Here is a 22,746-nt window from a genome sequence, read left to right on the forward strand (position 1 = left end):
CCTGTTATGAAATTCTTTAAACAGAACCCGGTATTCAGCGTGCTGCTTACGCTGTTCATACTGCTGTTCATCGGCGGGGTTGTAATGAACTTCATGCTCCAGTCCAAAGTAGAGGCGGAGAAGAAATCGGTTTCCACTAGCAATAGTCAACTGCGTTCAGCGCTGGCTCTGGAACCAGCACCAACCGAGGCCAATATTGAAACAGCCGAGAAAAATGTGCAGGACTTGTCCAATGCGCTTGAAAAGCAGGTCAAGTCGACTTTGGGCAAAAAACCCGGGCTGATCAGTAGTAAAGCGCCTACCAGTGGTACTCAAATGCTTTTCCAGCTTCGCGCTTACCGCGATGAATTCGCTCAGGTTGCCAAGCGCACGATACCAATTGCAACCAGTGACGCAGAGGTCGCTAAAATGCAAGAAGAAGGCGAAACGCTTCCAAGCACAAGCATCCCGGCAAATTTCGCTTTTGGCTTCAGCCGGTACATTGATTCTGGTGAGCCACCCAAGGACGCCGATGTGCCCGTGATTTACCAGCAGAAGGAAATTCTAACCTATATCTTACGGAAACTCTTCAACACACGCCCCATTGATTTGGTGTCTGTAGTGCGTGGTCCGGTTGAGTTGCCGAAGCCAGCGCCGGGGGCGACGACTAGAAATAGCACTAATACTGGCCCAGTCCTGAAGGCGGATGAATTTCGTATTGGCAGTGAGACTGCTCGAGTGGACGGTGCGGTGGAGACGCTCTCTTTTAAAGTAGTTTTCACTGGTTACACGGAAAATCTCCGCTCTTTCCTCAAGCAAATCGAAGAATTCGAAATTCCGTTGGTGGTTCGTTCTGTTGAAACCGTGCCATTGGAAGCCAGCGCAAACGTTGCCTCGGCTTCAGCCCCAGCGGCACCAGCCTCGCCGTTCGCCCTTTTTGGTGATCTTGGCGGTGCGGGCAAGAATGACTCTGCGCCTGTTGCTGACGTTGGGCCGGACAAAGAGCCGATCGTTGAAGAGAATGTCTCGGAATTTACGGTAGTCTTGGAATACATTACCGTTACGGTTTCCCAAGACGATGAGACTAACGATGACGGAGAGGGGGATCTATCCTAATGAAAGGCTTTTACGATAAAATCATCCTCGCGGTCGGTGTTCTTGCCCTAGCTGGTAGCGGTGCCTACTATGCCACGCAGCAAGCACAGGACAAAGCGCTCACTCCATCGAGTCCAATGGGATCGGATTACGAGGTGCTCGCAATCCCAGAGGTTGTAACGCAGAGTGGGGTATGGAACGACCCCATTCCCCAGGATGAGAAAGGGTACGAGCTATATGATGTCTTTACTCCACCAAAAATCTGGTGGTTTGAAGATGAGCAGAAATTTGATTTCGCTCCACCAAAGCCACCCGAGGAAGTCATTCCATTTGGTCTAAAGTTTGTTTCCATCGAGCAGGAGCTATACCGCATTCAATTGGAGAGCTACGCAACTGCTCTCACCGGTAAAGACAGGGACGCTTCTATTTCCTTCTTTGATAACGAGACTGGCGATTCCTTCCGCGGAAAGGTCGGTGACAAGTTCCCCGAGCACGAAGCGGAAATTGTGGATTTCAAGGTGGAGAAGCTGATCAATGACAATGGCACCATCCGTCGCATGCCAAAGGTGACGATCAAGGATTTGGCCAGTGGCGAGTCGATTGTTCTGACCACCGACGAGCAACTATTCATCCCGAATTCCTATCAATTGAATTTCGAGACAATGAACCCATATCCAAAGCAAAACTTTACATGGGAAAAGACCGGGGATAGCAAAGTTGTGGCCGACGTTACTTTTAAATTACTTGAATTTGCTTTTGACAAGCAAACGGCTTCCGTCGAAAAAACGTTTGCTGACGAGAAACCTCTCGAAATAGAAACCCTTACCGTTGCTTCGACAACCCCCTCCGTACCTTTGGGATCAGATGACATCACAGAAGAAAATTCACCTCAAAGTGAAATTCCTAGTGATTTTGACAATTTGTTCCAAAATTAAGTGATACTCCTAAATGAAATTTGAAGTTCGACGTGCAATCTCCTGCCGTTGCCTGCTAACTAACGAATCATGAAACGACTCCGGAAACTCCATCGCTTCGCATCCACTTTCGCCGTTGCCGCCCTCATTGCATCGGCGTTACTCAGCATGACTGAGGTTCATGCCCAGAGCAGCGAAACCCAAGAAAAAATCCGCCTTATGGCGACTGCGCTCCGTGCACGTGAAGCCGGTGACCTCGCCGCCGCAAAGGCAAACTTGGAAGATCTACTTCGCATAAATCCGGATGACCAGAACGTGCAGCGCTTGCTTGCTTCGGTCAATAAGGACATCGAACGTCTTGGCACCGGGCAGCCAACCATTTATGGGCAAGCAGCCAATGTTACCAATTTTGAGCCGGGTGACGTCACGTTTACCGACACAACGACTGTAGTGCCAATCACGAATGACGATGGTACAGAGGTTACTACAGAGGTCCTCTTGACCGGCGGTGGTGATGTCGACCTTCTTATGGCCGCTGCTGCAAGTGAGCAACAAAAAGCAGTAGCACAAGGTCAACAGGCAATGGCCGACGCTTCTGTCCTCATTGAAAATGGTCGTGCTGACGAGGCGGACGCCATCCTTGAGGCCGCACAGAATTCCATTCCCGAGTCTACTTCCACGGAATTCGTGCTTGAAGACATCCGCAACATGCGCGGAGACATCATTCTCGCTGCTGGCGAAGAAGCACTTGACGATAATAACGTGACTGCTGCTTTAGCGGCCTTGCAAGCTTACCGCGACACACTAGGCGATGATGAGCGTCTCGCTAGCTTTGAGAAGCAGGTGAAGAAATTGCAGATGAATCCATGGCGCCAAGATCCTGGGCTGATCAGCCCAGATTATGTCGCTAAGGTTGAAGCAGTTGATAACATCCTAGTAACTGCCCGCGCCATGATGCTTTACGGAGACTATCCTGGTGCCCAAGCCAAGCTACGTGAAGTTGAAGCGCGTGACGCCATGAATCCTGCTGCTAAGGCTTTGCAAATGGAAATCATGCAACAGCTACAGAAGTCCGCTTGGCTGGACCATGCCAAAACACGTGACCAAATGCTGGAAGAGGTTGCCCGCGGCTGGCAGCGTCCACAGGTTTATGAGCTGGAAGGCCCTGCTGTTGTTGTTGATGGCGTTGCACCAGTTTTGAAAAAGTTGCGTTCTATTTATATCCCACGAGTTAGCTTCTCCGGTGTTCCATTGTCTCGTGTGATTGAAACGCTTTCCGAGCTATCTGTAGAATATGATCCGGACGTAAATGCTGAAGAGAAGAATCGAGGTGTGAACATTGTTCTCCTCAACACCGGTGGTGCCGATCCATTGGTTAATATTACTCTCCGTAGCCTTTCGCTCGACCGAATCTTGGATTTTGCAACAGAATCAGTGGGCTATACTTGGGATATTAGCGATGAAACCGTAATCGTCTCGAAAGGTGACACTGGTGGTAATGTTCGCCTTGAAACCGAGTTCTTCCCAATTGCCCGCTCGGTTATCATCCGCCTTACCGGTGGTGGTAATAGCGGCGGTGCCAGTTCTGCAGTATCTGATCCGTTTTCGGCTCCTTCTGCACCAACTGGCCCAAGTTCAGGTGACGACGAAGAATCCCTTCGTAACTTCTTCACTCGGGCTGGTGTAGATTTCAATGAGCCAGGTGCAAGCCTCGCCTTTGACGGCACGCAGCTGATCGTGACCCAGACTCCTAAAAATCTTGAAAAAATGCGTAATATTTTGCGCCGCTACGACCAAACCAAGCAAGTTGAAATTGAAGCAAAGTTTTTGGATGTCATTCAGGGTAACCTCGACGAACTCGGCTTCAACTGGAGCGTAAAGAGTGCAAGCGGTCGCAATTCGTTCAGCACTGATAATCAGACGTTGGACAATATCTTCAGCATTAACACACAGGACTCGAACATCTCCATCGACACGACTTCCACGAACCCAATTACTGGCATTACAAACACCGTTACTAAGAATGTTTCTGCCGGTGCACCAGACATACCAAATGCCATTGACCTTGGCGCATTGGGTGGAGTCATGGGCTCATTCATGGGTGTTATCCAAGGCGTAGATGTCAATCTGACTGTAAATGCCCTGCAACGTCAGGAAGGAAGCGATCTGCTTAGTGCTCCTAAGCTGACAGTTCTCTCCGGTCGCACCGCACAAATTGTTGTCGCTCAGGAACTACGTTATCCAGAGAACTACGGTGATATCGAAGCCGAAGTTTCACAGAGTGGTAGTAGCCTCAGTGTAAGTGGTTCGAGTAGTGCTGCGGTGGCGATCACTGCTGGAACACCTCAAGATTTCTCCGTCCGTAACGTTGGTGTGGAAATGGAAGTTACGCCTACAGTCGAAGAAAACGACAACATTTCACTCAAACTTGAGCCACGCGTCACGGAGTTTGAAGGCTTTGTTGAATACGGTGGCCCGAGTATCGCGATTGCTGGTGGCACGACCGTTACGGTCCCTTCCGGTTTCTTCCAACCGATCTTCTCGACTCGTGAAGTCCGCACTGAAGTCACTATTTTTGATGGTGCGACGGTGGTTATTGGTGGTTTGACTCGTGAGGAAATCAAGACGATTGAAGACAAAGTTCCAGTTTTGGGCGATATCCCATTCTTAGGTCGTTTATTCCAGAACAAGGGTGAAACGGCTCAAAAGCGCAATTTGCTTATCTTTGTTACTGCTAATTTGATCTCCCCCGGAGGGTCGCCTGCTCGTCAATCAATCGGTACGGTTGAAGCCAATTCACTTTTCCAGAGCCCAGTTGTTGTCACCCCTGGTGGTGGTGTCAGCCGTGCAATTCGCGAATAGGCAACACATTAATCTCATGCGTTCGCTTCTACAGACAGACAACACAGGTCATACAGTTAAGCGAGCACGCCAATTCTTTACTAAATCGTAAGATCGTCCAATGAACTCAGCTTGGTCATTTTCAAAGTTCCTATTTTTCCTCTCCTTGTTAACTGCCTCGGGTGCAGCATACGCGGCGGTGCCGGTTGTTGATAGCCCTGCAAACCCACAGGGCGAAGTCGGCGTGGCCTTCAACTACACGATTACGGCGAGCGGTGGGCCTATTGTTGTCTATGGAGCTTCAGGTATGCCAAGCTGGCTGAGTCGCTCAGGGGCGAATATTAGTGGTACGCCTACTGTTGCTGGTGACTACATCTTCAATGTTTTTGCCACCAATGATCTAGACGAGACCAGTGAAGCATATCCGGTTACCGTCAGTGTACTCGATCCGGCCCCAGTGATTACATCTGCATTGTCGGTGAATACTTTGGTGAATGAGCCGTTTAGTTATACGATCGTCGCGACTAACAACCCGACCAGTTATGGTGCAGTTGGACTTGGCGCATTGGGGTTAAGCATTGATGGAAATACTGGAATTATATCGGGGACTCCAACGGCTTCTGGTTCGTTTGATGTCGTTATCTCCGCAACCAATGCCACTGGTTCAGATAGTGATACACTTACAATTAGTGTACTCGATACGCAACTCCCAGTAATTACTTCGTCAACAACGGCATCGGGGACAGAGGAGGTCGCTTTCACTTACCAAATTAGCGCTTCGAATAATCCAACCTCCTATGGTGTCACTGGGTTGAATGCCATTTCTGGCCTTGTTTTCTCGACACAAACGGGACTGATTAGCGGTACGCCTACCACAACTGGTGTCTTTAATCTGACTATATCTGCATCGAATGATTTTGGTGACGATACGGAAAATTTAACCATCACCATTGATGAGCTGGTCGTCGCTCCAGTGATTGTCTCTAGTCTGAATGCCGAGGGCTTCGTTGGGACGGCCTTCAACTACACGATCAGCGCTTTAAATACGCCAACTTCCTATGGAGTTGTTGGCCTAGGAGCAATTGGTGGATTAAATTTCAATACCGACACTGGTGTCATTTCAGGGGTTCCGACAACACCCGGTTCCTATGGAGTTAGCATTTCAGCCACAAATAGTGCGGGAATGGATTCTGCTCAACTGACAATTACAGTTAGCGACGCTGAACCTCCAGTCATTACATCTCTTGCAGCAGCTAGCGGTGTTATTAATCAGAATTTCAATTACCAGATCACTGCGACTAATACGCCTACTTCTTTTGATGCAGATGGCTTGGACGATATTGGTGGGTTAATTATCAGTCCAGCGACGGGTTTGATATCAGGATTGCCGACTAATAGTGGCGTTTTCACAGTTACTGTGTCTGCCTCCAATGCATTTGGAACAGACACTTTAGATGTAGTCATTACTATTGATGAGATTATCCCGGTAATCACATCCTCTACCACTGCTGCAGGAGTGGTTGGACGTGCTTTTAATTATCAAATCACTGCGATTAACAGCCCTACGTTGTTCGACGCTACTGGCATTGCTGCCATTGGTGGTCTAAGCATTGATGTAGATACTGGTTTAATTTCCGGTTTCCCCGTAAATAGCGGCACATTTACCGTTTCTGTCGAGGCATCTAATACAGCTGGTTCTGACTTTCAGGATGTAACAATTACTGTTTTTGGTGCTGCGCCTACTATAACCATTACGAGCCCAACATCGGGTCAGACAATAAATGGCAATTTTGCATCCTTTAATGTAACGGCATCTATCATTGCGAGCACTGGTAACACGGTTAGTAACGCACAGGTATTTGTTGATGGAGTGGTCTTTGCTCAATTAACGAACGTTGGCGGCAATTCCTATCAAGCTAACCTTCCAATTGGATTTGATCCATCATTTTTTGAAGTAACCGGTGGTAATCACGTCATTCAAGTGCGTGCCTATCAGTCAGATGGAGCATTTTTCGATAGTAGCATTACCGATTTCGAGATAACGCCGGTGATTGATGTTATCTACCCATTGACCAATACGACGATTCCTTTGATGACTGCAGGAGATTCCTTTTTGATAGCGAAAATTGGCACGAATCAATTTGATACAGCAGTAGCGCGTCTGAATGGCCCTGGTGTTTTTGAAGACGTTACTGGCGTTGCCCAAGGAAACAATGTCTACGCATTCTTTGTTTCCAATGACGTAAGCAACTCTGGCACTTACACAATAACCCTCACCGTGACAGATATAGAGGGCAATACAGTGACGAAAAATCTAGGTTTTACGATGGTATCCAACGGTGGCGATCCATCCATCCGGATTACTTCGCCAGCCAATGGCTTTATCACGGACCAATTTATACCTGCCATCATTCAGATTCCTGCTGGTGATTATCTAGGAGGGGACGTTGGCTCATTCGTAAATCCAGAAACGACGGGCAGCGGTTATTTGCGCCGGAATACTAAGTTTGGCACCGTTCGCCTAAGCGGAGTTGATAATGGGGCAGGTGGTTTCATTACGGTCACCTACACGATTGAGAATGGGAAGATTTTAAAAATTGATTCCGTGACAGGTACTGTGGCCAGCAATAATGGCATCGTTCTAGATTCGGTTAATTTTCCAGGTATTGTTGGTGATTTCGAGATGTTTGCTGAAGCCAGCAGTCCGAACAGTCAAATTGTGTCTGTGGAGTACTTTGTGAATGGGGTCTCTCAGGGCGTAATAGCGGCTCCTGGTCCTTATAATACTCGATTCCCTGGACGAGTTATTAATGGATCTTGGGCACCTGAGGTCGGAACTTATCAAGTATTCGCAATTGCAACTGACGCACTGGGTCGCACTGGTATCGCGAATCCTATCGTCTTTTCAGTTCGTGCGTTCGACTATCCAGTAGTCGACCTTATTCAACCAGATGGGCCGATTACCGTTGATTTAGGGGAACTTGTGGATTTTAGCGCGACTGTTGACTCCAATCGTCAGGTCGCAAAAGTCGAATTCATACGTCAGTACACTGATCCAACGACAGGACAAGACATCAGTGAATTACTTGGGCAGGCGACTCGTCAATCAACGGCTGAGGGAGACGTTTATGTGCTCTCTACTTCCTTCTCTGCAGTAGGGGTTTCCAGTGTGTATGCGGAAGCTACTACAATTGAGAATGACGTTGCTCAATCATTGCCTGTTCAGGTGACGGCATCAGCGTCTTCAGTAGTTGCCATTGACTTTTTAGAACCTCTGGTTGACACAAATGTGGGTACGGGAGATTCCATTGACTTCGAATTCGAAGCTAGTTCGACCTATGGAAGTGTCGATTTAGTTGAGGTCATTGTAAATGGTGTCACTGAGGCTAGCCTAAATGCCGAACCGTATACATTCACACGTCTTTTTTCAACACCTGGAACTTTCACTGTTCGTGCAACAGCCACGAATTCAATTGGAATTCAGGCGACTACGGCACCGCTCACAGTTACTGTCTCGGATGCCAATCCACTTATTTCTGACTCCGATTTCATCACACAGACTTACGTCGATCTGCTATTCCGGTCTCCAACGGCATTGGAACTGAGTGATGCCCAAGCTGCGATGGCAGGTGGTCAGACGCGTGGCACCTTCATTAGTAATCTGATGAAGAACAGTACAAGTTCTATTGCCCCTTATCAGACAGCGCAGATTTATCGTACGATGGTTGGTGATTGGTTAGACTACGATGATTTAGAGACTGAGTGGACTAGTTTCAATTCATTGGGCATCGATTCTTATGCAGCGTCTTTATATGGGCTGTTTTCGCAGAAATACCCACAAATAAACATTATCCCGCCTACACCGATCGATCCACAAGGAACAAGTCAGACTGACCCGACTCTTTTGGCTCAGAACTACTATGTTAATGCATTGATCAAAAATAAGTATGGTGTTCAATCGACGACTTTTTCACAAACAGTGGTTGGTATTGCTCTCTACAACGCTTCAGTCGGTGGAGTTGTTAATGGTAACACAGAAGCTAGCCTAGCGTTAACTAGCAACACTAACGGGATATATGATCCATCTGTCGGGAAGTGGTACAGTACAGCCTTCCCTGGCGCTGCAAATGCAGAGGGACAGACTTGGGGCTATCATTTGCCAGACCTGTATTTTAATAATCGTGTTAGAGTTGCACAGCTGATTGCTGGTCTTTTACGACGTGAGCCAACCGATGCTGAAGTTAAAGCTGCAGCGAATAAAGGTCAGTTCAACTTGGCTAACTATGCTCAGTCTTTAGTTGATTCGGCAGAATACGCCGCGCGCTTTACTTCGACATACAATCTAACGGTATCGACGAATGGCTCTGGTTCAGTAACAATCAATCCAGAGCAGTACGATCCGCAGAATCCAACGGAATTGCTTTATGTATCAGGCAGTTTGGTCACACTGACTGCGGTACCAGGCGATGGGTCAAAGTTTAATGGATGGACTGGTTCTACTGTATCTAGCAGTAACCCGCTCGTTGTTACGATAACGGCTGATACTTCACTGGTAGCAAACTTCTCTGTTATCCCGGTAACTGTATCCACGGCTTCAGTTATTGCGACGAAGATGGCAGAAAAAGGCGTGACTGATCCGACTTCAATCAATCCTTCTATCGACTATGATGGTGACGGGGCCACGAATTTAGAAGAGTTCGTCTTTGGAACAGACTCAACCAGCGATAATTCGAAGCCTGTCTTTGTTCCATCAATTGACGGAGATAACTTGGTGGTAGAAGTATTAGTGCTGAATGAGAGTGAGTTACCTGATGACATGACAATCCTGTTTGAGTGCAACCAGACACTGAGCGCTTCGGGATGGACGAGTGTCCCAAGCGGCCAAATATCAGCAGCTGGTGTTTCGCAGGCAAACGTACCAACGGGTTATCAGCGAATTCGAGTAACATTACCACTGAGTAGCAACTGCTCGTTCCTGCGCGGACGTATTGTTGTTACTAATTAGTGTTAATGCTTTTTGAAATTACATACTGGCGGACCGGAAACGGTCCGCCTTTTCTTTGTCTATGCGTAAAATTCTTCTGATTGACGGTTACAACATTACCTTTCGTAGCTTCTATGCTTTGCCGGATCTCACCAGATCGGATGGTATGCCCACTGGTGCGCTGCACGGCTGGATCAAAGCGATGTGGAAGCTAGAAGACCTTGAAAAACCTGATGTCATTGCTGTGTTCTTTGATGATGGCGGCTCCGATCGTCACCTTTCAATTTTACCAGATTACAAAGCAAATCGAGATGAAACACCCGAGGCGTTGGAGCAGCAAATTCCGCTTATTCGTGAACTGACGAATCTATTGGGATACCCGATTCGTTCTCAACGGGGCATTGAAGCGGATGATTTGATTGGTGCTGCCGCTGAAACCTTGGCGAAACTCGGCGACGAAGTGGTCATCGTCAGTGCGGATAAAGATCTTGGGCAATGCGTCGGTGGTCGAGTTTACCAGTTGCTTCCAGCACCGACGGCAAACCCAAGGATTGGTTGGCGCAAGCTTGATGCGGCAGGTGTTGCTCAGAAATTTGGCGTGGGGCCTGAGCTTGTGCCAGATTATCTGGCACTGATTGGAGATGCATCAGACAACATTCCGGGCCTTAAAGGTTGTGGCCCAAAGACTGCAGCAAAATGGCTGTTGGAATACGGCTCACTAGATGGCATCCTCGCGCATGCAGCAGAGATAAAACCGCCGCGTTTCCGCGAGCAATTGCCATTTTTTGAAGCAGAATTAAGGCGCAATGTTCAGCTAGTCACATTGGATTTGAGTCATGACTGTGGCGTGCTTGCGCGTTCGCCAGTTGCCCTAAATGAGCTGGTTGCCTTTTTAGAGAAAATGGAGATGCACCAGTCAGCCAAGCAGGCCTATGACCGTTATGGGCAGACGGAACTCTTTTAGAGACTTAGAGAAATATGGGCTGTGTACGTCAAACTGGGTCGTAAATGTAACCGACACCGTGAACCGTGCGGAAAATGTCTGTGTTGCATTCATGTGCGGTCAGCAGATTGCGAATCTTAACCACATATTGGTCTAGAGAGCGGCTGCGCACATCGGCATGGACCCCCCATACGGCGTGAATCAGACTCCGCCGAGTAAGCACGGTGTTGGGATAGGATACGAGATATGAAATAATTCCGAGCTCTTTGCGGCCGATTTTTTCGCTGGCCCCATCAGGGAATTCAATTTCCATGCGGGTGGGGTTGACTTTAGCGTCACAGAAATCGAAGGGCTTTTCAGTAATCTCGACGTTGTTGGTAATCAACTGGTCTTTGGCCGTTTCAGTCCGACGCAGAACTGCCTTAATCCGTGCAGTGAGCTCGGGCAGGCTGAAGGGCTTTGTTAGATAGTCATCCGCACCGAGGTCCAGGCCTTTGACCTTACTGACTTCTGAATTGTGCGCGGTGACAAAGATAATAGGCACCTGAATGTTATTTTGCCGCAGCTCTTCAATGAGCTGAAAGCCAGTTGTGTCAGGGAGATTGACATCAAGGAGCATTAGGTTGGCGTGATTACTTTTAAGAAAGCGAATCGCGTGCTCACCCCGATGAAACATTTGGGGCAGCATGTCCTCGCCTTCGAGGTGGTCAGCGACCATTTCGGCGATTTCTTTTTCGTCTTCACAGATCAAGATGAGGGGTTTGGCTTCTTTAGGCATGATATTTAGAAATGGGCGTGGGCATCGCGAAGGACTTCTTCGGCATGTTCATCAGGCTTAACCTTGGGATATGTTTTCAGAATGACGCCATCTGGACCAACCAAAAATGAGATACGATGAATGCCTTCATATTCTTTCCCCATAAACTTCTTCATACCCCAAACACCAAACGCGTTCACGAGCGTTTGGTCGGTATCGGCTACGAGGGGGAAGGGGAGGTTGAACTTTTGGCGGAATTTATCGTGGGAGATCTCATCGTCACAGCTGACGCCGATCACGGTTAAACCAGCTTCATTGAAATCAGAAAATTTATCGCGGAAAGCGCATGCTTCCTTAGTGCATCCAGGTGTGTCGTCACGGGGATAGAAATACACGAGATATGGCCCCGTCAGTTCGTCAGTATGCCCATGAAGTCCATTGGCATAGCGAAAATCGAAGCTTGGAGATTGCTCTCCTGGAGAGAGTAGAGTCGGCGTATTCATCCTCAATATTTACCGTGAATGCATATCGTTATGCGCAGAGACTATTAAGCGGACTGCCGAAGGCAAAGCAAAATTAGCTTGTCTGTGGGGCCAGTGGCGGTTTGTCATGCGTTATCGTGTCATCAGAAAAACCGCTTATTATGTTGGGCTTGCCGAAGGGCAGTCTCGAAGAATCCACACTGAAGCTGTTCGGCAAGGCTGGCTATCGGATTGCGAAAAGCTCGCGCTCCTATCGTCCGTCCTTTGACGATCCACAGCTCGACGGTCGCTTCATACGCGCCCAGGAAATGAGCCGCTATGTTGAGCATGGGTTCTTCGATTGCGGCCTGACTGGCTACGATTGGGTCGTGGAGAATGGGTCAGATGTCGTCGAGGTCTGTGACCTGATCTACAGCCGGGCTTCCAATGTGAAGAGCCGCTGGGTGCTCGTGGTGCCTGAGGATTCACCTGTTAAGACGGTCAAGGACCTTGAGGGGAAGATGATCGCCACAGAAGTCGTTAATATCGTTAAGCGCTATTTGGCCGCTCACGAGGTCAAAGCAGACATTGAATTTTCTTGGGGTGCTACCGAGGTTAAAGTGCCGGAAATGGTCGACGCGATCGTTGACTTAACGGAAACGGGTAACTCTCTCCGTGCTAACAAGCTCAGGATCGTTGATGTGTTGCTGGAAACCAACACCAAGCTGATTGCAAACAAGGATGCTTGGGCTAATCCAGAAAAGCGCGCCAAGATCGAAAGCATGGCACTGCTGTTGAAGTCTGCACTCGAGGCTGAGAAAAAAGTCGGGCTTAAGCTCAACATTGAGAAGTCCAGAGTTCCAGAAATCCTTAAGAAACTTCCTGCTTTGCGAAATCCGACGATCTCCACGTTGACTTGCGATCAATTTGTTGCGCTTGAAGTGGTTCTGGACGAAAAGGTTGTTCGCGAGATCATCCCAAGCCTCAAGTCGCTGGGTGCTGAAGGCATTATCGAGTACCCATTGAACAAAGTCGTACCGGATTGAGGAAACCGCTTTGTTTGAATGAAGGACTCGTAATGACTTATGAGCCCTTCAAAAACAGGCGGATCAGCGCTTCTAGCTCGGGTGCCTCGACTAGAAATGAATCGTGGCCTAGGTCGCTGTCAATTTCAGCATAGGTCGCGTGCTTACCCAAGCGCAGGAGAGCTTGGGCTATTTCTCGATTCTGTTTGGGCGGGAAGAGCCAGTCAGACTTAAAGCCGATGACGAGCGTCTTGCATTGTACTGCATCAAGCTGATCTTCGAGTCGGCCGTTTTTGCCGTAGAGGTCGAAGCGATCGAGAGCCTTAGTGAAATACAGATAGGTATTTGCGTCGAAGCGATTCACGAAGCTTTTGCCCTGATAGCGTAGGTAGCTCTCGACCTCAAATTCGATATCAAATAACTCACGAGCCCGTTCTGCAGCCTGCCGTTTGCGCCCGAATTTATCGTCCATTCCGCGATCGGATAGGTAGGTGATGTGCGCCATCATACGTGCGATTGCCAGACCGACATGCGGGCCTTGGCCCTCGCCATAATCACCACCCTGCCACTCGGGGTCTTGCATGATTGCACTACGGCCTACTTCGTTAAAGGCGATGGCTTGTGCGTTTTGGCGTGCGGTTGTGGCCATTGGTAAGGCTAGGCGCACGTCTTCCGGATATTCGATCATCCACTGAAGCACCTGCATGCCGCCCATGGAGCCTCCCACGACTGCGTGGAGGCGCTTGATACCCAAGTGCTCGGTCAGGAGCTTCTGGGCATGGACAATGTCACGTATGGTAACGACGGGAAAATCCAAGCTGTAGCGGCGGCCAGTTTCCGGATTTATGCTGGAAGGTCCGGTCGAGCCTTGGCAGCCGCCAAGACAATTGGCGGAGAGGACAAAATACTCGTTGGTGTCAATTGGCTTGCCAGGGCCGATCATGGTGTTCCACCAGCCGGTTTTTCGATCATTCAGATCGTGAACTCCAGCCGCGTGGTGATCTCCACTAAGCGCATGGCAAATGAGAATTGCATTGCTCCGCTCGGCGTTCAATCGGCCATAGCTTTCGTAGCGCAGCGTGAAGCCTGTCAGTGCCCCCCCCCCCTCACAGGTGAAAGGCGCGGTGTGAACATAGTCCTGCCAAGCAACGAGGCCTACCTCGCCGCCTGTGGCATCCAATATGGCTGAGGCGTCATTCATAGGGTCAACGTGGGAGGATCAGTTTGCTGAAGGGCAAGCAAGTTCAGACTCAATGCGATAGCAATTGACTAGACGGTGGTTGGAGCCAGCCCGAACGGTTGATTGTTTAACCATCGGGTGAAGAGCCTGAGGTGGAACGGCTTTATTGTCCAGTGTTGTTGTTTACGCCCTGTTCCGGAGTTACTCGGGGAGCAGGAGTCGTTGGCGTGACTTTAACTGAAAATTCGCCGCCCTTAGCCCCAGGGGCGTCTGGGTTGAAGTCGTCGTTGCTAAATTCAGCGAACAACGCTTGTGCTTGGCTGGCCGATATATTGATGGAAGTGGCCTGTGCTTCACTCATGCCTTGAGCCTGTATGCTGGTGATCGTGATTGAGCCATCACCGTTTAAGACGCCTGTGAAATTGAGTTCTTCCAAGGCACCTACGACCTCTTCTTTGTTGCTTAAAGGAATATAGATGCCGTTCCCAATGGCGATGCCGAAGCGCCCGCTGGGTGTGGCAATGCCCCGGATATTCGTGCTGAATTCGTAATTAGTGCCACGGATGCCTGCTGTGCCGATGGGGGAGTCAACCTGATAGGATGAGCCTTCCTCGGTGTTTAGCTTTTTAACCGAGCCAATGATGTCACCCTCGAGAAGGCGAAGTTTTGTTTTCGAAGTGGTTGGCTCCTTGTCCAGCGAGTCGAGAGTCGGTGCGTCTTGAGGCAAAGGAGCCTGCAAGTACTCTTCAATCGACAAGGTGGTATCTGGCTTGATGGTCAGAGATGAGCCATTGGAAAAGAGGAGCACGACAGTGGCGTCAGAAGCTGTATTGATCGTTACCCCTTGCTTGAATCTCATTTTGGGTTCAATGCGGCCTTCTTCTCCCAAGGCGTAGTCAGTGTAGGTTGCGTTGCCAGTAACCCGGGCGACCAGTGCGATCGCGGGCTTCATAGTGGCGGTTGCGGCGGCGGCAGGTGCGGATGGGCTTTGGGCCCACGCGATGGAAAAAATGATCAGCGCCAAACTAGCAAGGCTGGCGATGCGGAATGTAGCAGTACGATGAAATTGTGTATTCACAGAGAGAAAAATTTACCGGAAGGCTAATTTTTATCGTAGTCCGGGTCAAGCGAAGAGACCGAGCGAACATGCAGTGTAAATCTGCTTATAGGCCGTTTATCTAAACGCCAAGTAGAGAGGGAATCATCGTGTTGCGATGAGCAAAGATGCGTTTGACTTGCCGATGGATCAGCGGGTAGGCCAAATCGCCAAATGGGGTGAATGGTAATTCGTACCGCACGTAATCAATCATCTTGGTTTCCATTGGCCCGATTGCCTTGAAGGTGTGTCGGTGAATCCAGGTTTTGAAGGGCCCCTTAACCTGCTCGTCGACGAACTCGTGTGACGGGTCCCAAACGGGGATCAGCGTCCGCCAGCGCAACGCCAAGCCATGAAGGCGAATCTTGTAGTCAATTTCCAAATCCTGCCGCATGACGATGGGTTTCGGCGTTGTGATGTGGAATCCAAGTTCGGTGGGGGTGATTTTCTCCAGATTTTCTGCTCGAGAGAAAAAATCGAACACGGTCTCTTGTGGGAGAGGGAGGGTTAGCTCTGTGCGGATTGAGTGCCACATGTCAGCAAGGCAATGCAGTCTACAGTGATTTGCAACTCACGCGCTCCAATAAAGGAAAGCGCCGTATAGGCCTATGAGCAATAGGCCACTGAAGCGGTGCAGGCGGCGGAACAACGCCAAGCTGATCACATGGAAGGCGGCGACGCCAGCGATCATTAAAATGGCGGGCGTGAACTCTGGAGGGAGGGGGAGGGGGTGGATGATCGCATACAGCCCAACACAGAGCGGGATGCAGACGTGGGCGTCGCCCGCCTGAGCACTGTAAACGACATCTGCCTCGCCACGTGAACCGTAAAAGAACGATAGCAGGGCGTTGGGCAGGGCCATCAGGAGACCGGTCAGTAGGCCCATGTTTTCCCGGCTAATGAGGCCTGTTTCAATGCCGGACAACCAGTCGACAAGGCCCGATATACTGAAATATAGTCCATAGCCGCCAATCGCTAGCAGGAGCAGTTCAACCAGCATCCACGGGTTGAATTTACCTGAGCTGCGGACGTTCTCCTTGAGCACTTCATACACATGGAAAAGCTGCCAGAGGAAAAATAGACCAATCAACGCCAGGCCGTCACCAAAGTCCAAGGTCCCATCTCGACCGAGCGCCCACGTAATGCCGCCGAAGAAGAAAATCGCCAACAGCGTGAGTAGCAGCGCGAGCCGGTGCAACTCCGCTTGCTGGCGGGCTTTTTTGGCTTTGCCTCGGGGGGCTAGGCTCAGGCCCCATATGAGTGCCGGCAGCCCGAGCAGCAGAGTCAGGTTCGTCGCGTTGTTGACTAGGCAGTTGATCATAACTTCGGCCCCAGACTGCCCTGTGCGCAGGATTACAAAGACAAAGAGCAGGTTGCCAAGGCCGGAGAGGTAGGGCATCACCAAGTTGCCGAGGACGGTGCCCTCGACGCCACCTTCCGACAGCCGCTCCAGTCGCCAAATCATCAGCGTTGAGGCGATCAGAAATAGGCTTAGTAGGTAAGCAGGATGCTGGAGAAACTCTGGATTCACACGAAGCTGAATAGACAAATCCTCTTCCGCCCTTGGTGAAAGATTATTCCGCGCCTTAGGCCCGCTTGACTAATTCTTAACTTGCCGCCCGCCCGGGGGGGGGGGGGGGGGGGGGGGGGGGGCATCGGTGAATGTAATAGGTTAACTGGAATTGGCGTCGGCAATTCCGAGATCCTTGATTGTTATTATGCCTGACCATTCCAGGCGCGCAAACACATTCAAATTTGACACTATGAAAATGATTAAAGCCCCCATCACAGCATTACTCGTTGCTGCATTTCTTCCATCCATTCAAGCACAGAATATTACTTACGATCTGCGAAGAAATGGCCTAATTTCCAGTGGTGACCCTATCATTGGTGGGACGTCTGGCTCTTATACCGTGAGCGGATTGACCATCACCGTTTTCGACCCGCTGGTGGGTTTGTCATCGTCCGTTTTCAGCGTTAGCACCGACGGCATTGGCATTAGCAATGACCGCATCAATCCCAACCAAAGCTTCAGCATTTCTTTCGATCAGGATGTCCAATTGATCTCAGCCCTAACGCGGATTAATCAATCGCCGCTCTACATTGATGACGTCGATGACAATACGCTGGTAACGATCGTATCGGCGAATTCCCAAACCGCTTTCCCTGCCGATACTTTTTTGGCGGCCAATGTTCCGATCAGCTTGGGTGTCTTGTCCGGTGAGAGCAACTTTGCGGTTTTCTCTTCGATTACTGTGGCAGTCATTCCTGAGCCAGCCCACGCAACTGGCATGATTGCCTTACTGCTTACTGTTGGCGCGATGGCGCTGCACCGCAGGCGCAAGCAAGCTGCTTGAAGCTATTGTGCTCAAGTAAGCGCTTTCCGTTCGAGCGTAAGCCGCATTTTCGAAATCCCCTTTGTATGAATCACAATTGGGATAGGGTAATTGTTGATGACGCGTCGTAAATCGTCTATGTCGTGGTGATATGGAATTCGCCGGATTCATTCACCCGACTATGCGATGAGTAAGGAACAACCGCTCTACGAGGTCTATCGCGACATTAGCACGGCGAAGGTCGGGCTTTATGATGGTGTTCTGCGCAATGCGGGCATCAAGACGATGGTCCGTAATTGGAACGCCGTGTCCATGACCACGGAAATCCCGATCTACGTCATGTATCCGAACATCGTTGTGTTTTCGAAGGAAGATGCGGCCGAGGCCCGCAAGCTGATCGAGGAAGCAGCAAAGCAGCCAGAGGATTTGCCTGCTTGGGAATGCAAACAATGCGGCGCCGAGAACGAAGGCGGCTTTGCCGAATGTTGGCAGTGTTCGACTCCAATAGTAGAGTGAGATTGAGAGTTTTTCCCAGTATTATCATTGGTAGCGCTGGCGCGTCGCCGCGCCGCATGCGTCATGCTGGCTAAAGGGATGGAACTGCGGCGCGGGGACGCGCCAGCGCTACCAAGAAGAAAAGTGGCGATGCGGGCTGTTACCCTTTGATTTTAAAGAACTTACGCTTCCCGGCCTGGATGACGACTTCGTCGTCGGGTTTGTCGAGGATCAGTGTGGTTTCGGAGACAACTTCGTCGTTGAGCTTGACGCCGCCTTGCTCAATGAGGCGGCGGATTTCCTTTTTGCTGGGGAAAAAGTCCGTGGCGTTCATTAGATTGATGAGGCCGTAGGTGGGCTCGGGGCCAGCGAGCGAGGCCCAAGTGAACTCGGGCATGTCATCGGGGCGCTGGTTTTTGGCGAAGACTTGTTCGAATTGCTCCAGCTCTCGCTTGGCGTCAGTGAGGGAGTAGAACATTGCCACGAGCGAGGACGCCAAGTGTTTTTTGGCGAGCATCGGGTGGTCGTTCTTGTGTTTGGCGATGCGCTCTTCGTCCATCATGAGCAGCAGGCGGTAGTAGTCCCACATGGCTTCGTCGCTGATGGACATCACCCGGCCAAACATGTCCTTGGGCGAGTGGTTGAAGGAGATATAGTTGTCCGCGCTCTTAGACATTTTCTTTGTTCCATCGAGGCCGACGAGAAGCGGCATGGTGATGACGGCCTGTTCTGGCTGGCCAGCGTCTTTCTGGAGTTGGCGGCCCACGAGCATGTTAAAGAGCTGGTCCGTGCCGCCGAGCTCGACGTCGGACTCAAGCATCACGGAGTCGTAGCCCTGCACGAGCGGGTAGAGGAATTCGACAATAGAAATCGGGCTGTTGCTGGCGTGGCGTTTGGCAAAGTCGTCGCGCTCCAGCATACGGGCGACGGTCATTTTACGGGCCAGATTGAGCGTGTCGCCAAAGGACATTTTGTTGAACCACTCGCTGTTGTAGCGCACGAGGGTGCGTTCTTCGTCAAGGACTTTGAAAGCTTGTTCGAGGTAGGTTTCGGCGTTGGCGCGCACCTCGTCGGTGGTGAGAACGGGGCGGGTGTCAGAGCGTCCGCTGGGGTCACCAATGGTGGCAGTGTAGTCGCCGATGAGCAGGATGCAGTCATGGCCCATGTCCTGAAACTGCTTCATCTTGTTGAAGACAACGAGGTGGCCGAAGGTGAGGTCTGGCCGGGTGGGGTCGACGCCGAGCTTGATGCGGAGTTTCTTACCCTTGCGGATGCGTTCCATTAGCTCGTCTGCGCCAATGATGGTGTCGATGTTCTGCTTTATGATGTCGAGTCGGCTCATGGGGATTTAGAAAAGTGTGGATTTAAGGCGCATTCACCAGCGATGGACAAGGGTTAAAATATTTGGAAAAACGACTATTATTGAAGAGTTGGCGATTGGAGGCCCCTAATTGGGTTGCATTGCGCATTCAGGCATTCAGGAAGTTAGGGCATGCAACCAATTAGCTTAGCGGAGGTCGATACGCCATCGTCTGACCGAGCAGAGAGTGTCTGGGCTCGCTGGTGCGCTGTTTGTAGCCGCAAACCAAACTCGCCGCAATCGGCGGTGGGCTGCGTCGAGCTGTTGGTGACGGTGTTGGCGATTGCGCTGGCGGTGCTGTTGATCATTGCCGCGGCATCCGTTGCCTATGGAGCGCCGTTGTGGCATATTTGGTCTAAGGAATTCTGGTTGGATGAGCTATACACGTATTTCATGGTGCTGGGCTATCCAGGCAAGACGTTGATCGAGGCCTTGTCTCAGGGCGGGGACTATAATCCACCAGCATTGTATATGGCCCTCAAGGGCTGGTCCTCGTTTTTTGGAGTGTCGGAATCGGCGTTTCGGGCATTCTCCAGTGCGTGCGTTTTCATTGGGCTGGTGAGTGTTTACTATATGCTGGGGAGTCGGTTTTCTCGGCTGGTGTGCTTTGTCACTACGGTCGGTTTTTGGGCAACGACCGGCGGCCAATTGATTGTGCATTCCTTTGAGGCGCGTTTTTACGGCCCTTGGTTTGCTGGGGTGGCAGTGCTTTGTCTGCTGTTGGTTCGGCCCGCTCACTCAAGAGTTGGCCGCGGGTTACGGTATGTGTTGATCGCACTCGTCAGCGTCTGGATCTGCTCGGTACATTATTTTGGCGTGATTTCGCTGGGGCTGATTGGGGCGTCGCACGTTCTGCTTGATTTTCGTACCAAAGATCGCTGGCGGGATGTTGCTGCGCTGCTGCCTGGCGTGCTTGCACTGGCGGTGTTCATTCCACTGTATCAATCGCAACGATCGCTCTTTGCTGATGCGCCTGCAACCTGGATTGCTGACCCGACCTTTGCGGCTTCCGTTCAATTCCTGCGAAACGAGATGCTACTGTGGTTTGTCGGGGTGCCGCTGGCGTTCCTAGCGGTGCAGCTCATTGTGCGAATCAAGCGCCCGCCGCCGCCAGCAATTGACTTTTTAAGAACGTTTGCCGCGCCTTTGGGGCTGGTGGTGTTCCCGTTGGTTTTGGTCACGTTGTCTTGGTTGGTGCAGCCGGTGATGATGGCGCGTTACTGCATGCCATATCTGATCTGCTGGGTGCCCATGGTCGCATTGATACTGTCTCGCAGTGTGATCCCTGTTCGGCTGTTGGTGTTCGCGGCGTTCCTCTGGATTGGTCAGAAATATTGCCTCGGCTATTTGGTGTTGGAGGGCAAGCGGGCGGATTCAGTCGCTCATCACTATTTGGAAGACGCGCAACCAAGCAACGAAACGCCCATTTACGCCTCGACTCGTCTGGCGGCGTATCCGCTTTGGCATTACGGCAAACTGCCGAGGGATTCAGTGGGCATCCTGTTTTTACCGCAGGGGGGGGATGAACGCTTAATGTTGGTTGAGGTGAAAAATCATCTGGCGCTGGAGGGGCTCGGGCTAGACCAGCCCCACCTGACGACACCCCAGCTTTTGCAGGCCAAGGAAAGCTTCTATTTCCTAGTTCAAGGCAATGAACTGGCGAAAATTAGCCGTTTTCTGCCAGGATATGATGTCGAGCGGCTGGCAGACCCCATTGAGGGTGACTTTATGGCGCTCTACCGATTCACCCGGCCAACATCGCCGTCGCCGTAATGAGACAGTGAGCAGTGTTTTTGGGTCAAGAATTCAGTTGACTTAGTCAGTGATTTGCTGAGTGTTATCTGTGAATTCTCTTTTCTGCTTGTGAGAGAAATAACGTTTACCCCCCCCTTTTAATGTTCTACCCGCTGAAAAAGTTCTTCTTGAGTGCTGCCTTACTGGGAGCTGCATCCGCCCACGCCATCACGATCTACATCGACTTTGGCGAAGTTGGTAATGAAACACCGACGACTGGTGGCATTGCTTGGAACAATTTTGCGTCTCAAACCGTCAGCCCAGGTCCACTGGTTTCGCCCAATGGGCAAACCGTTTTGCTGCTAGATGAAACGGGTACGAGTACCGGTATCTCCATGACTACGGGCGGATTTCGCCAATTTAATGGCAGTGGCCTAGCCGCGCCGACACTTGATTATCCGAACTCGGCAACTACGGACAGCTTTTATGTGCAAAATGCCGGGGCTACGGGCACATTAACCATGACAGGCTTGGATTCTGGATACGCTTACACGTTCACCTTCTATGGATCGCGGAGCAGCGTTTCGGACCGCGTAGCAAAATACACCGTTAATCCGGGGGGCACCCAGCCAGTTTCAACTGCTTTTCTCGACACTGGAGGCAATGACTCCATGACCGCGACCATTACTGGTGTCATGCTCGATAGCGGCGATACTGAGATGACTGTATCCATGACGGAAGACGTCACCAATACGAGCCACTTGACTTACCTCAACGTGCTGCAGATTGATATCGTAGCGGTTCCCGAGCCCCGGACTTGGGCGATGCTGGTTGGTGGATTGGCCTTGGGGGTTGCTGTATTGCGTCGTCGCCGTTGAACGGCCGTAGATTTTATTAGGAGTCGGGTAACGAAATCGCGTGGCATTTCATGACAGTTGCTTGGTCGTGGAATCAGCCGCTAGTATTTCTTTGCGGAGGGCGCATTCGTTTGCGCTGCAATGCTTGACTTGGTCTCGCCATGGCGCTTGCTTAGTAAGCTCATTCAATCATTCTTTGACTATGGCACTTGCTACCGGAACTTCCGCACCAGATTTCACGCTCAAGACTAAGAACGCCGACGGCCTTACAGACGTCACCCTCAGCGCCAACTACGGCTCAAAAAAGACGGTTTTGCTCTTTTTTCCGTTGGCTTTCACGAGTGTCTGCCAAGAGGAGATGTGCACGATGAGTGGCCAGCTTGAGGATTACGCCAAGCTCGACTCCGTTGTATATGGCATTTCAGTTGATAGCCCCTTCTCACAAGAGGCTTTTGCCAAGGCTAATCAGATCAGCGTCACACTGTTGTCGGACTTTAATAAGGAAGTCTCCGCGGCTTATGACGTAATTTACGCTGACTTGCTCGGTTTCAAGGGAGTCTCGAAGCGTTCGGCCTTCGTCGTCGATGCTGAGGGTAAAATTGCCTACTCTTGGTCTTCGGATGACCCACATGATTTGCCTCCTTTCGAGGAAATTAAGGCTGTGCTCAGCTAATTCGCATCATTCTTGC

18 protein-coding genes are annotated in these 22,746 nt (G+C 50.6%); 11 read left to right on the forward strand and 7 right to left on the reverse strand.

Features of this window, described 5'->3' with window-relative positions:
- The first annotated feature begins 6 nt into the window (after positions 1–6).
- The 5 genes from IE065_RS05240 (at position 7) to IE065_RS05260 (ending at position 10,777) form a co-directional block, all read left to right on the forward strand.
- Positions 7–1,095 carry an Amuc_1100 family pilus-like protein gene (locus tag IE065_RS05240; RefSeq protein ID WP_189512564.1) on the forward strand — a complete coding sequence of 363 codons (1,089 nt, stop codon included), beginning with the start codon at positions 7–9 and terminating at the stop codon, positions 1,093–1,095.
- Positions 1,095–2,009 (forward strand): hypothetical protein, encoded by a 915-nt coding sequence (locus IE065_RS05245; protein ID WP_189512566.1) that lies wholly within the window; start codon positions 1,095–1,097, stop codon positions 2,007–2,009. The genes IE065_RS05240 and IE065_RS05245 overlap by 1 nt, the downstream gene beginning before the upstream one ends.
- Before the next feature lie 69 nt (positions 2,010–2,078).
- Complete coding sequence (locus tag IE065_RS05250) at positions 2,079–4,850, forward strand: type II secretory pathway, component PulD (RefSeq protein ID WP_189512569.1); 2,772 nt, start codon at positions 2,079–2,081, stop codon at positions 4,848–4,850.
- A 100-nt stretch (positions 4,851–4,950) separates the two neighbouring features.
- Complete coding sequence (locus IE065_RS05255) at positions 4,951–9,834, forward strand: beta strand repeat-containing protein (protein ID WP_189512572.1); 4,884 nt, start codon at positions 4,951–4,953, stop codon at positions 9,832–9,834.
- A 61-nt stretch (positions 9,835–9,895) separates the two neighbouring features.
- Positions 9,896–10,777 (forward strand): 5'-3' exonuclease, encoded by an 882-nt coding sequence (locus tag IE065_RS05260; RefSeq protein ID WP_189512575.1) that lies wholly within the window; start codon positions 9,896–9,898, stop codon positions 10,775–10,777.
- 28 nt (positions 10,778–10,805) lie between these two features.
- Here the strand turns inward: IE065_RS05260 and IE065_RS05265 are convergent, their stop codons facing one another.
- Together IE065_RS05265 and bcp are read right to left on the reverse strand one after the other, a co-directional pair.
- A complete protein-coding gene (locus IE065_RS05265) occupies positions 10,806–11,534 on the reverse strand; it encodes a response regulator transcription factor (RefSeq protein ID WP_189512578.1) in 729 nt (242 codons plus the stop codon).
- Positions 11,535–11,539: 5 nt separating this feature from the next.
- The gene (gene bcp / locus IE065_RS05270; protein WP_189512580.1) at positions 11,540–12,016 is read right to left on the reverse strand and encodes a thioredoxin-dependent thiol peroxidase; all 477 of its coding nucleotides are present in this window, start codon (positions 12,014–12,016) and stop codon (positions 11,540–11,542) included.
- Positions 12,017–12,156: 140 nt separating this feature from the next.
- On the opposite strand from bcp, the gene hisG reads away from it, so the two are divergent.
- Entirely contained in the window at positions 12,157–13,020 is an 864-nt protein-coding gene (hisG, locus tag IE065_RS05275) for an ATP phosphoribosyltransferase (protein ID WP_189512582.1), read from the forward strand.
- A gap of 37 nt (positions 13,021–13,057) precedes the next feature.
- Here the strand turns inward: hisG and metX are convergent, their stop codons facing one another.
- From metX to IE065_RS05295, 4 genes are all read right to left on the reverse strand, one after another.
- Positions 13,058–14,200 (reverse strand): homoserine O-acetyltransferase MetX, encoded by a 1,143-nt coding sequence (gene metX, locus IE065_RS05280; RefSeq protein WP_189512585.1) that lies wholly within the window; start codon positions 14,198–14,200, stop codon positions 13,058–13,060.
- Between the two features lie 142 nt (positions 14,201–14,342).
- Positions 14,343–15,257, reverse strand: coding sequence for a FecR family protein (locus IE065_RS05285; protein ID WP_189512587.1), 915 nt, complete (start codon positions 15,255–15,257; stop codon positions 14,343–14,345).
- Between the two features lie 100 nt (positions 15,258–15,357).
- Positions 15,358–15,810: an SRPBCC family protein gene (locus IE065_RS05290; RefSeq protein WP_189512590.1), complete on the reverse strand. Its 453-nt coding sequence runs from the start codon at positions 15,808–15,810 to the stop codon at positions 15,358–15,360.
- A gap of 36 nt (positions 15,811–15,846) precedes the next feature.
- A complete protein-coding gene (locus tag IE065_RS05295; RefSeq protein ID WP_194500005.1) occupies positions 15,847–16,806 on the reverse strand; it encodes a sodium:calcium symporter in 960 nt (319 codons plus the stop codon).
- A 232-nt stretch (positions 16,807–17,038) separates the two neighbouring features.
- Between IE065_RS05295 and IE065_RS05300 the strand changes: the two genes are divergently transcribed.
- Both IE065_RS05300 and IE065_RS05305 read left to right on the forward strand, forming a co-directional pair.
- The gene (locus IE065_RS05300; protein WP_189512594.1) at positions 17,039–17,632 is read left to right on the forward strand and encodes a hypothetical protein; all 594 of its coding nucleotides are present in this window, start codon (positions 17,039–17,041) and stop codon (positions 17,630–17,632) included.
- A gap of 165 nt (positions 17,633–17,797) precedes the next feature.
- Positions 17,798–18,127 carry a putative signal transducing protein gene (locus tag IE065_RS05305; RefSeq protein WP_189512597.1) on the forward strand — a complete coding sequence of 110 codons (330 nt, stop codon included), beginning with the start codon at positions 17,798–17,800 and terminating at the stop codon, positions 18,125–18,127.
- A 139-nt stretch (positions 18,128–18,266) separates the two neighbouring features.
- Here IE065_RS05305 and tyrS read toward each other — a convergent pair whose 3' ends face one another.
- Positions 18,267–19,448 (reverse strand): tyrosine--tRNA ligase, encoded by a 1,182-nt coding sequence (gene tyrS, locus IE065_RS05310; RefSeq protein ID WP_189512600.1) that lies wholly within the window; start codon positions 19,446–19,448, stop codon positions 18,267–18,269.
- A 150-nt stretch (positions 19,449–19,598) separates the two neighbouring features.
- On the opposite strand from tyrS, the gene IE065_RS05315 reads away from it, so the two are divergent.
- The 3 genes from IE065_RS05315 to IE065_RS05325 all read left to right on the forward strand — a co-directional run bounded on the left by IE065_RS05315 (position 19,599) and on the right by IE065_RS05325 (position 22,730).
- Positions 19,599–21,239: a hypothetical protein gene (locus IE065_RS05315; protein WP_189512604.1), complete on the forward strand. Its 1,641-nt coding sequence runs from the start codon at positions 19,599–19,601 to the stop codon at positions 21,237–21,239.
- 122 nt (positions 21,240–21,361) lie between these two features.
- Entirely contained in the window at positions 21,362–22,078 is a 717-nt protein-coding gene (locus IE065_RS05320; RefSeq protein ID WP_189512607.1) for a PEP-CTERM sorting domain-containing protein, read from the forward strand.
- A 181-nt stretch (positions 22,079–22,259) separates the two neighbouring features.
- Positions 22,260–22,730 carry a redoxin domain-containing protein gene (locus IE065_RS05325; RefSeq protein ID WP_189512610.1) on the forward strand — a complete coding sequence of 157 codons (471 nt, stop codon included), beginning with the start codon at positions 22,260–22,262 and terminating at the stop codon, positions 22,728–22,730.
- Positions 22,731–22,746: the final 16 nt, after the last annotated feature.

It is taken from the genome of Cerasicoccus arenae (genome assembly GCF_014651635.1).
GTDB lineage: Bacteria > Verrucomicrobiota > Verrucomicrobiia > Opitutales > Cerasicoccaceae > Cerasicoccus > Cerasicoccus arenae.

Excerpts from the sequence above, each read along its gene's own strand:
- IE065_RS05240 (WP_189512564.1), top strand. The coding sequence starts at position 7 with ATGAAATTCTTTAAACAGAACCCGGTATTCAGCGTGCTGCTTACGCTG.
- IE065_RS05245 (WP_189512566.1), top strand. The coding sequence starts at position 1,095 with ATGAAAGGCTTTTACGATAAAATCATCCTCGCGGTCGGTGTTCTTGCC.
- IE065_RS05250 (WP_189512569.1), top strand. The coding sequence starts at position 2,079 with ATGAAACGACTCCGGAAACTCCATCGCTTCGCATCCACTTTCGCCGTT.
- IE065_RS05255 (WP_189512572.1), top strand. The coding sequence starts at position 4,951 with ATGAACTCAGCTTGGTCATTTTCAAAGTTCCTATTTTTCCTCTCCTTG.
- IE065_RS05260 (WP_189512575.1), top strand. The coding sequence starts at position 9,896 with ATGCGTAAAATTCTTCTGATTGACGGTTACAACATTACCTTTCGTAGC.
- IE065_RS05265 (WP_189512578.1), bottom strand. The coding sequence starts at position 11,534 with ATGCCTAAAGAAGCCAAACCCCTCATCTTGATCTGTGAAGACGAAAAA.
- bcp (WP_189512580.1), bottom strand. The coding sequence starts at position 12,016 with ATGAATACGCCGACTCTACTCTCTCCAGGAGAGCAATCTCCAAGCTTC.
- hisG (WP_189512582.1), top strand. The coding sequence starts at position 12,157 with ATGTTGGGCTTGCCGAAGGGCAGTCTCGAAGAATCCACACTGAAGCTG.
- metX (WP_189512585.1), bottom strand. The coding sequence starts at position 14,200 with ATGAATGACGCCTCAGCCATATTGGATGCCACAGGCGGCGAGGTAGGC.
- IE065_RS05290 (WP_189512590.1), bottom strand. The coding sequence starts at position 15,810 with ATGTGGCACTCAATCCGCACAGAGCTAACCCTCCCTCTCCCACAAGAG.
- IE065_RS05300 (WP_189512594.1), top strand. The coding sequence starts at position 17,039 with ATGAAAATGATTAAAGCCCCCATCACAGCATTACTCGTTGCTGCATTT.
- IE065_RS05305 (WP_189512597.1), top strand. The coding sequence starts at position 17,798 with ATGAGTAAGGAACAACCGCTCTACGAGGTCTATCGCGACATTAGCACG.
- tyrS (WP_189512600.1), bottom strand. The coding sequence starts at position 19,448 with ATGAGCCGACTCGACATCATAAAGCAGAACATCGACACCATCATTGGC.
- IE065_RS05315 (WP_189512604.1), top strand. The coding sequence starts at position 19,599 with ATGCAACCAATTAGCTTAGCGGAGGTCGATACGCCATCGTCTGACCGA.
- IE065_RS05320 (WP_189512607.1), top strand. The coding sequence starts at position 21,362 with ATGTTCTACCCGCTGAAAAAGTTCTTCTTGAGTGCTGCCTTACTGGGA.
- IE065_RS05325 (WP_189512610.1), top strand. The coding sequence starts at position 22,260 with ATGGCACTTGCTACCGGAACTTCCGCACCAGATTTCACGCTCAAGACT.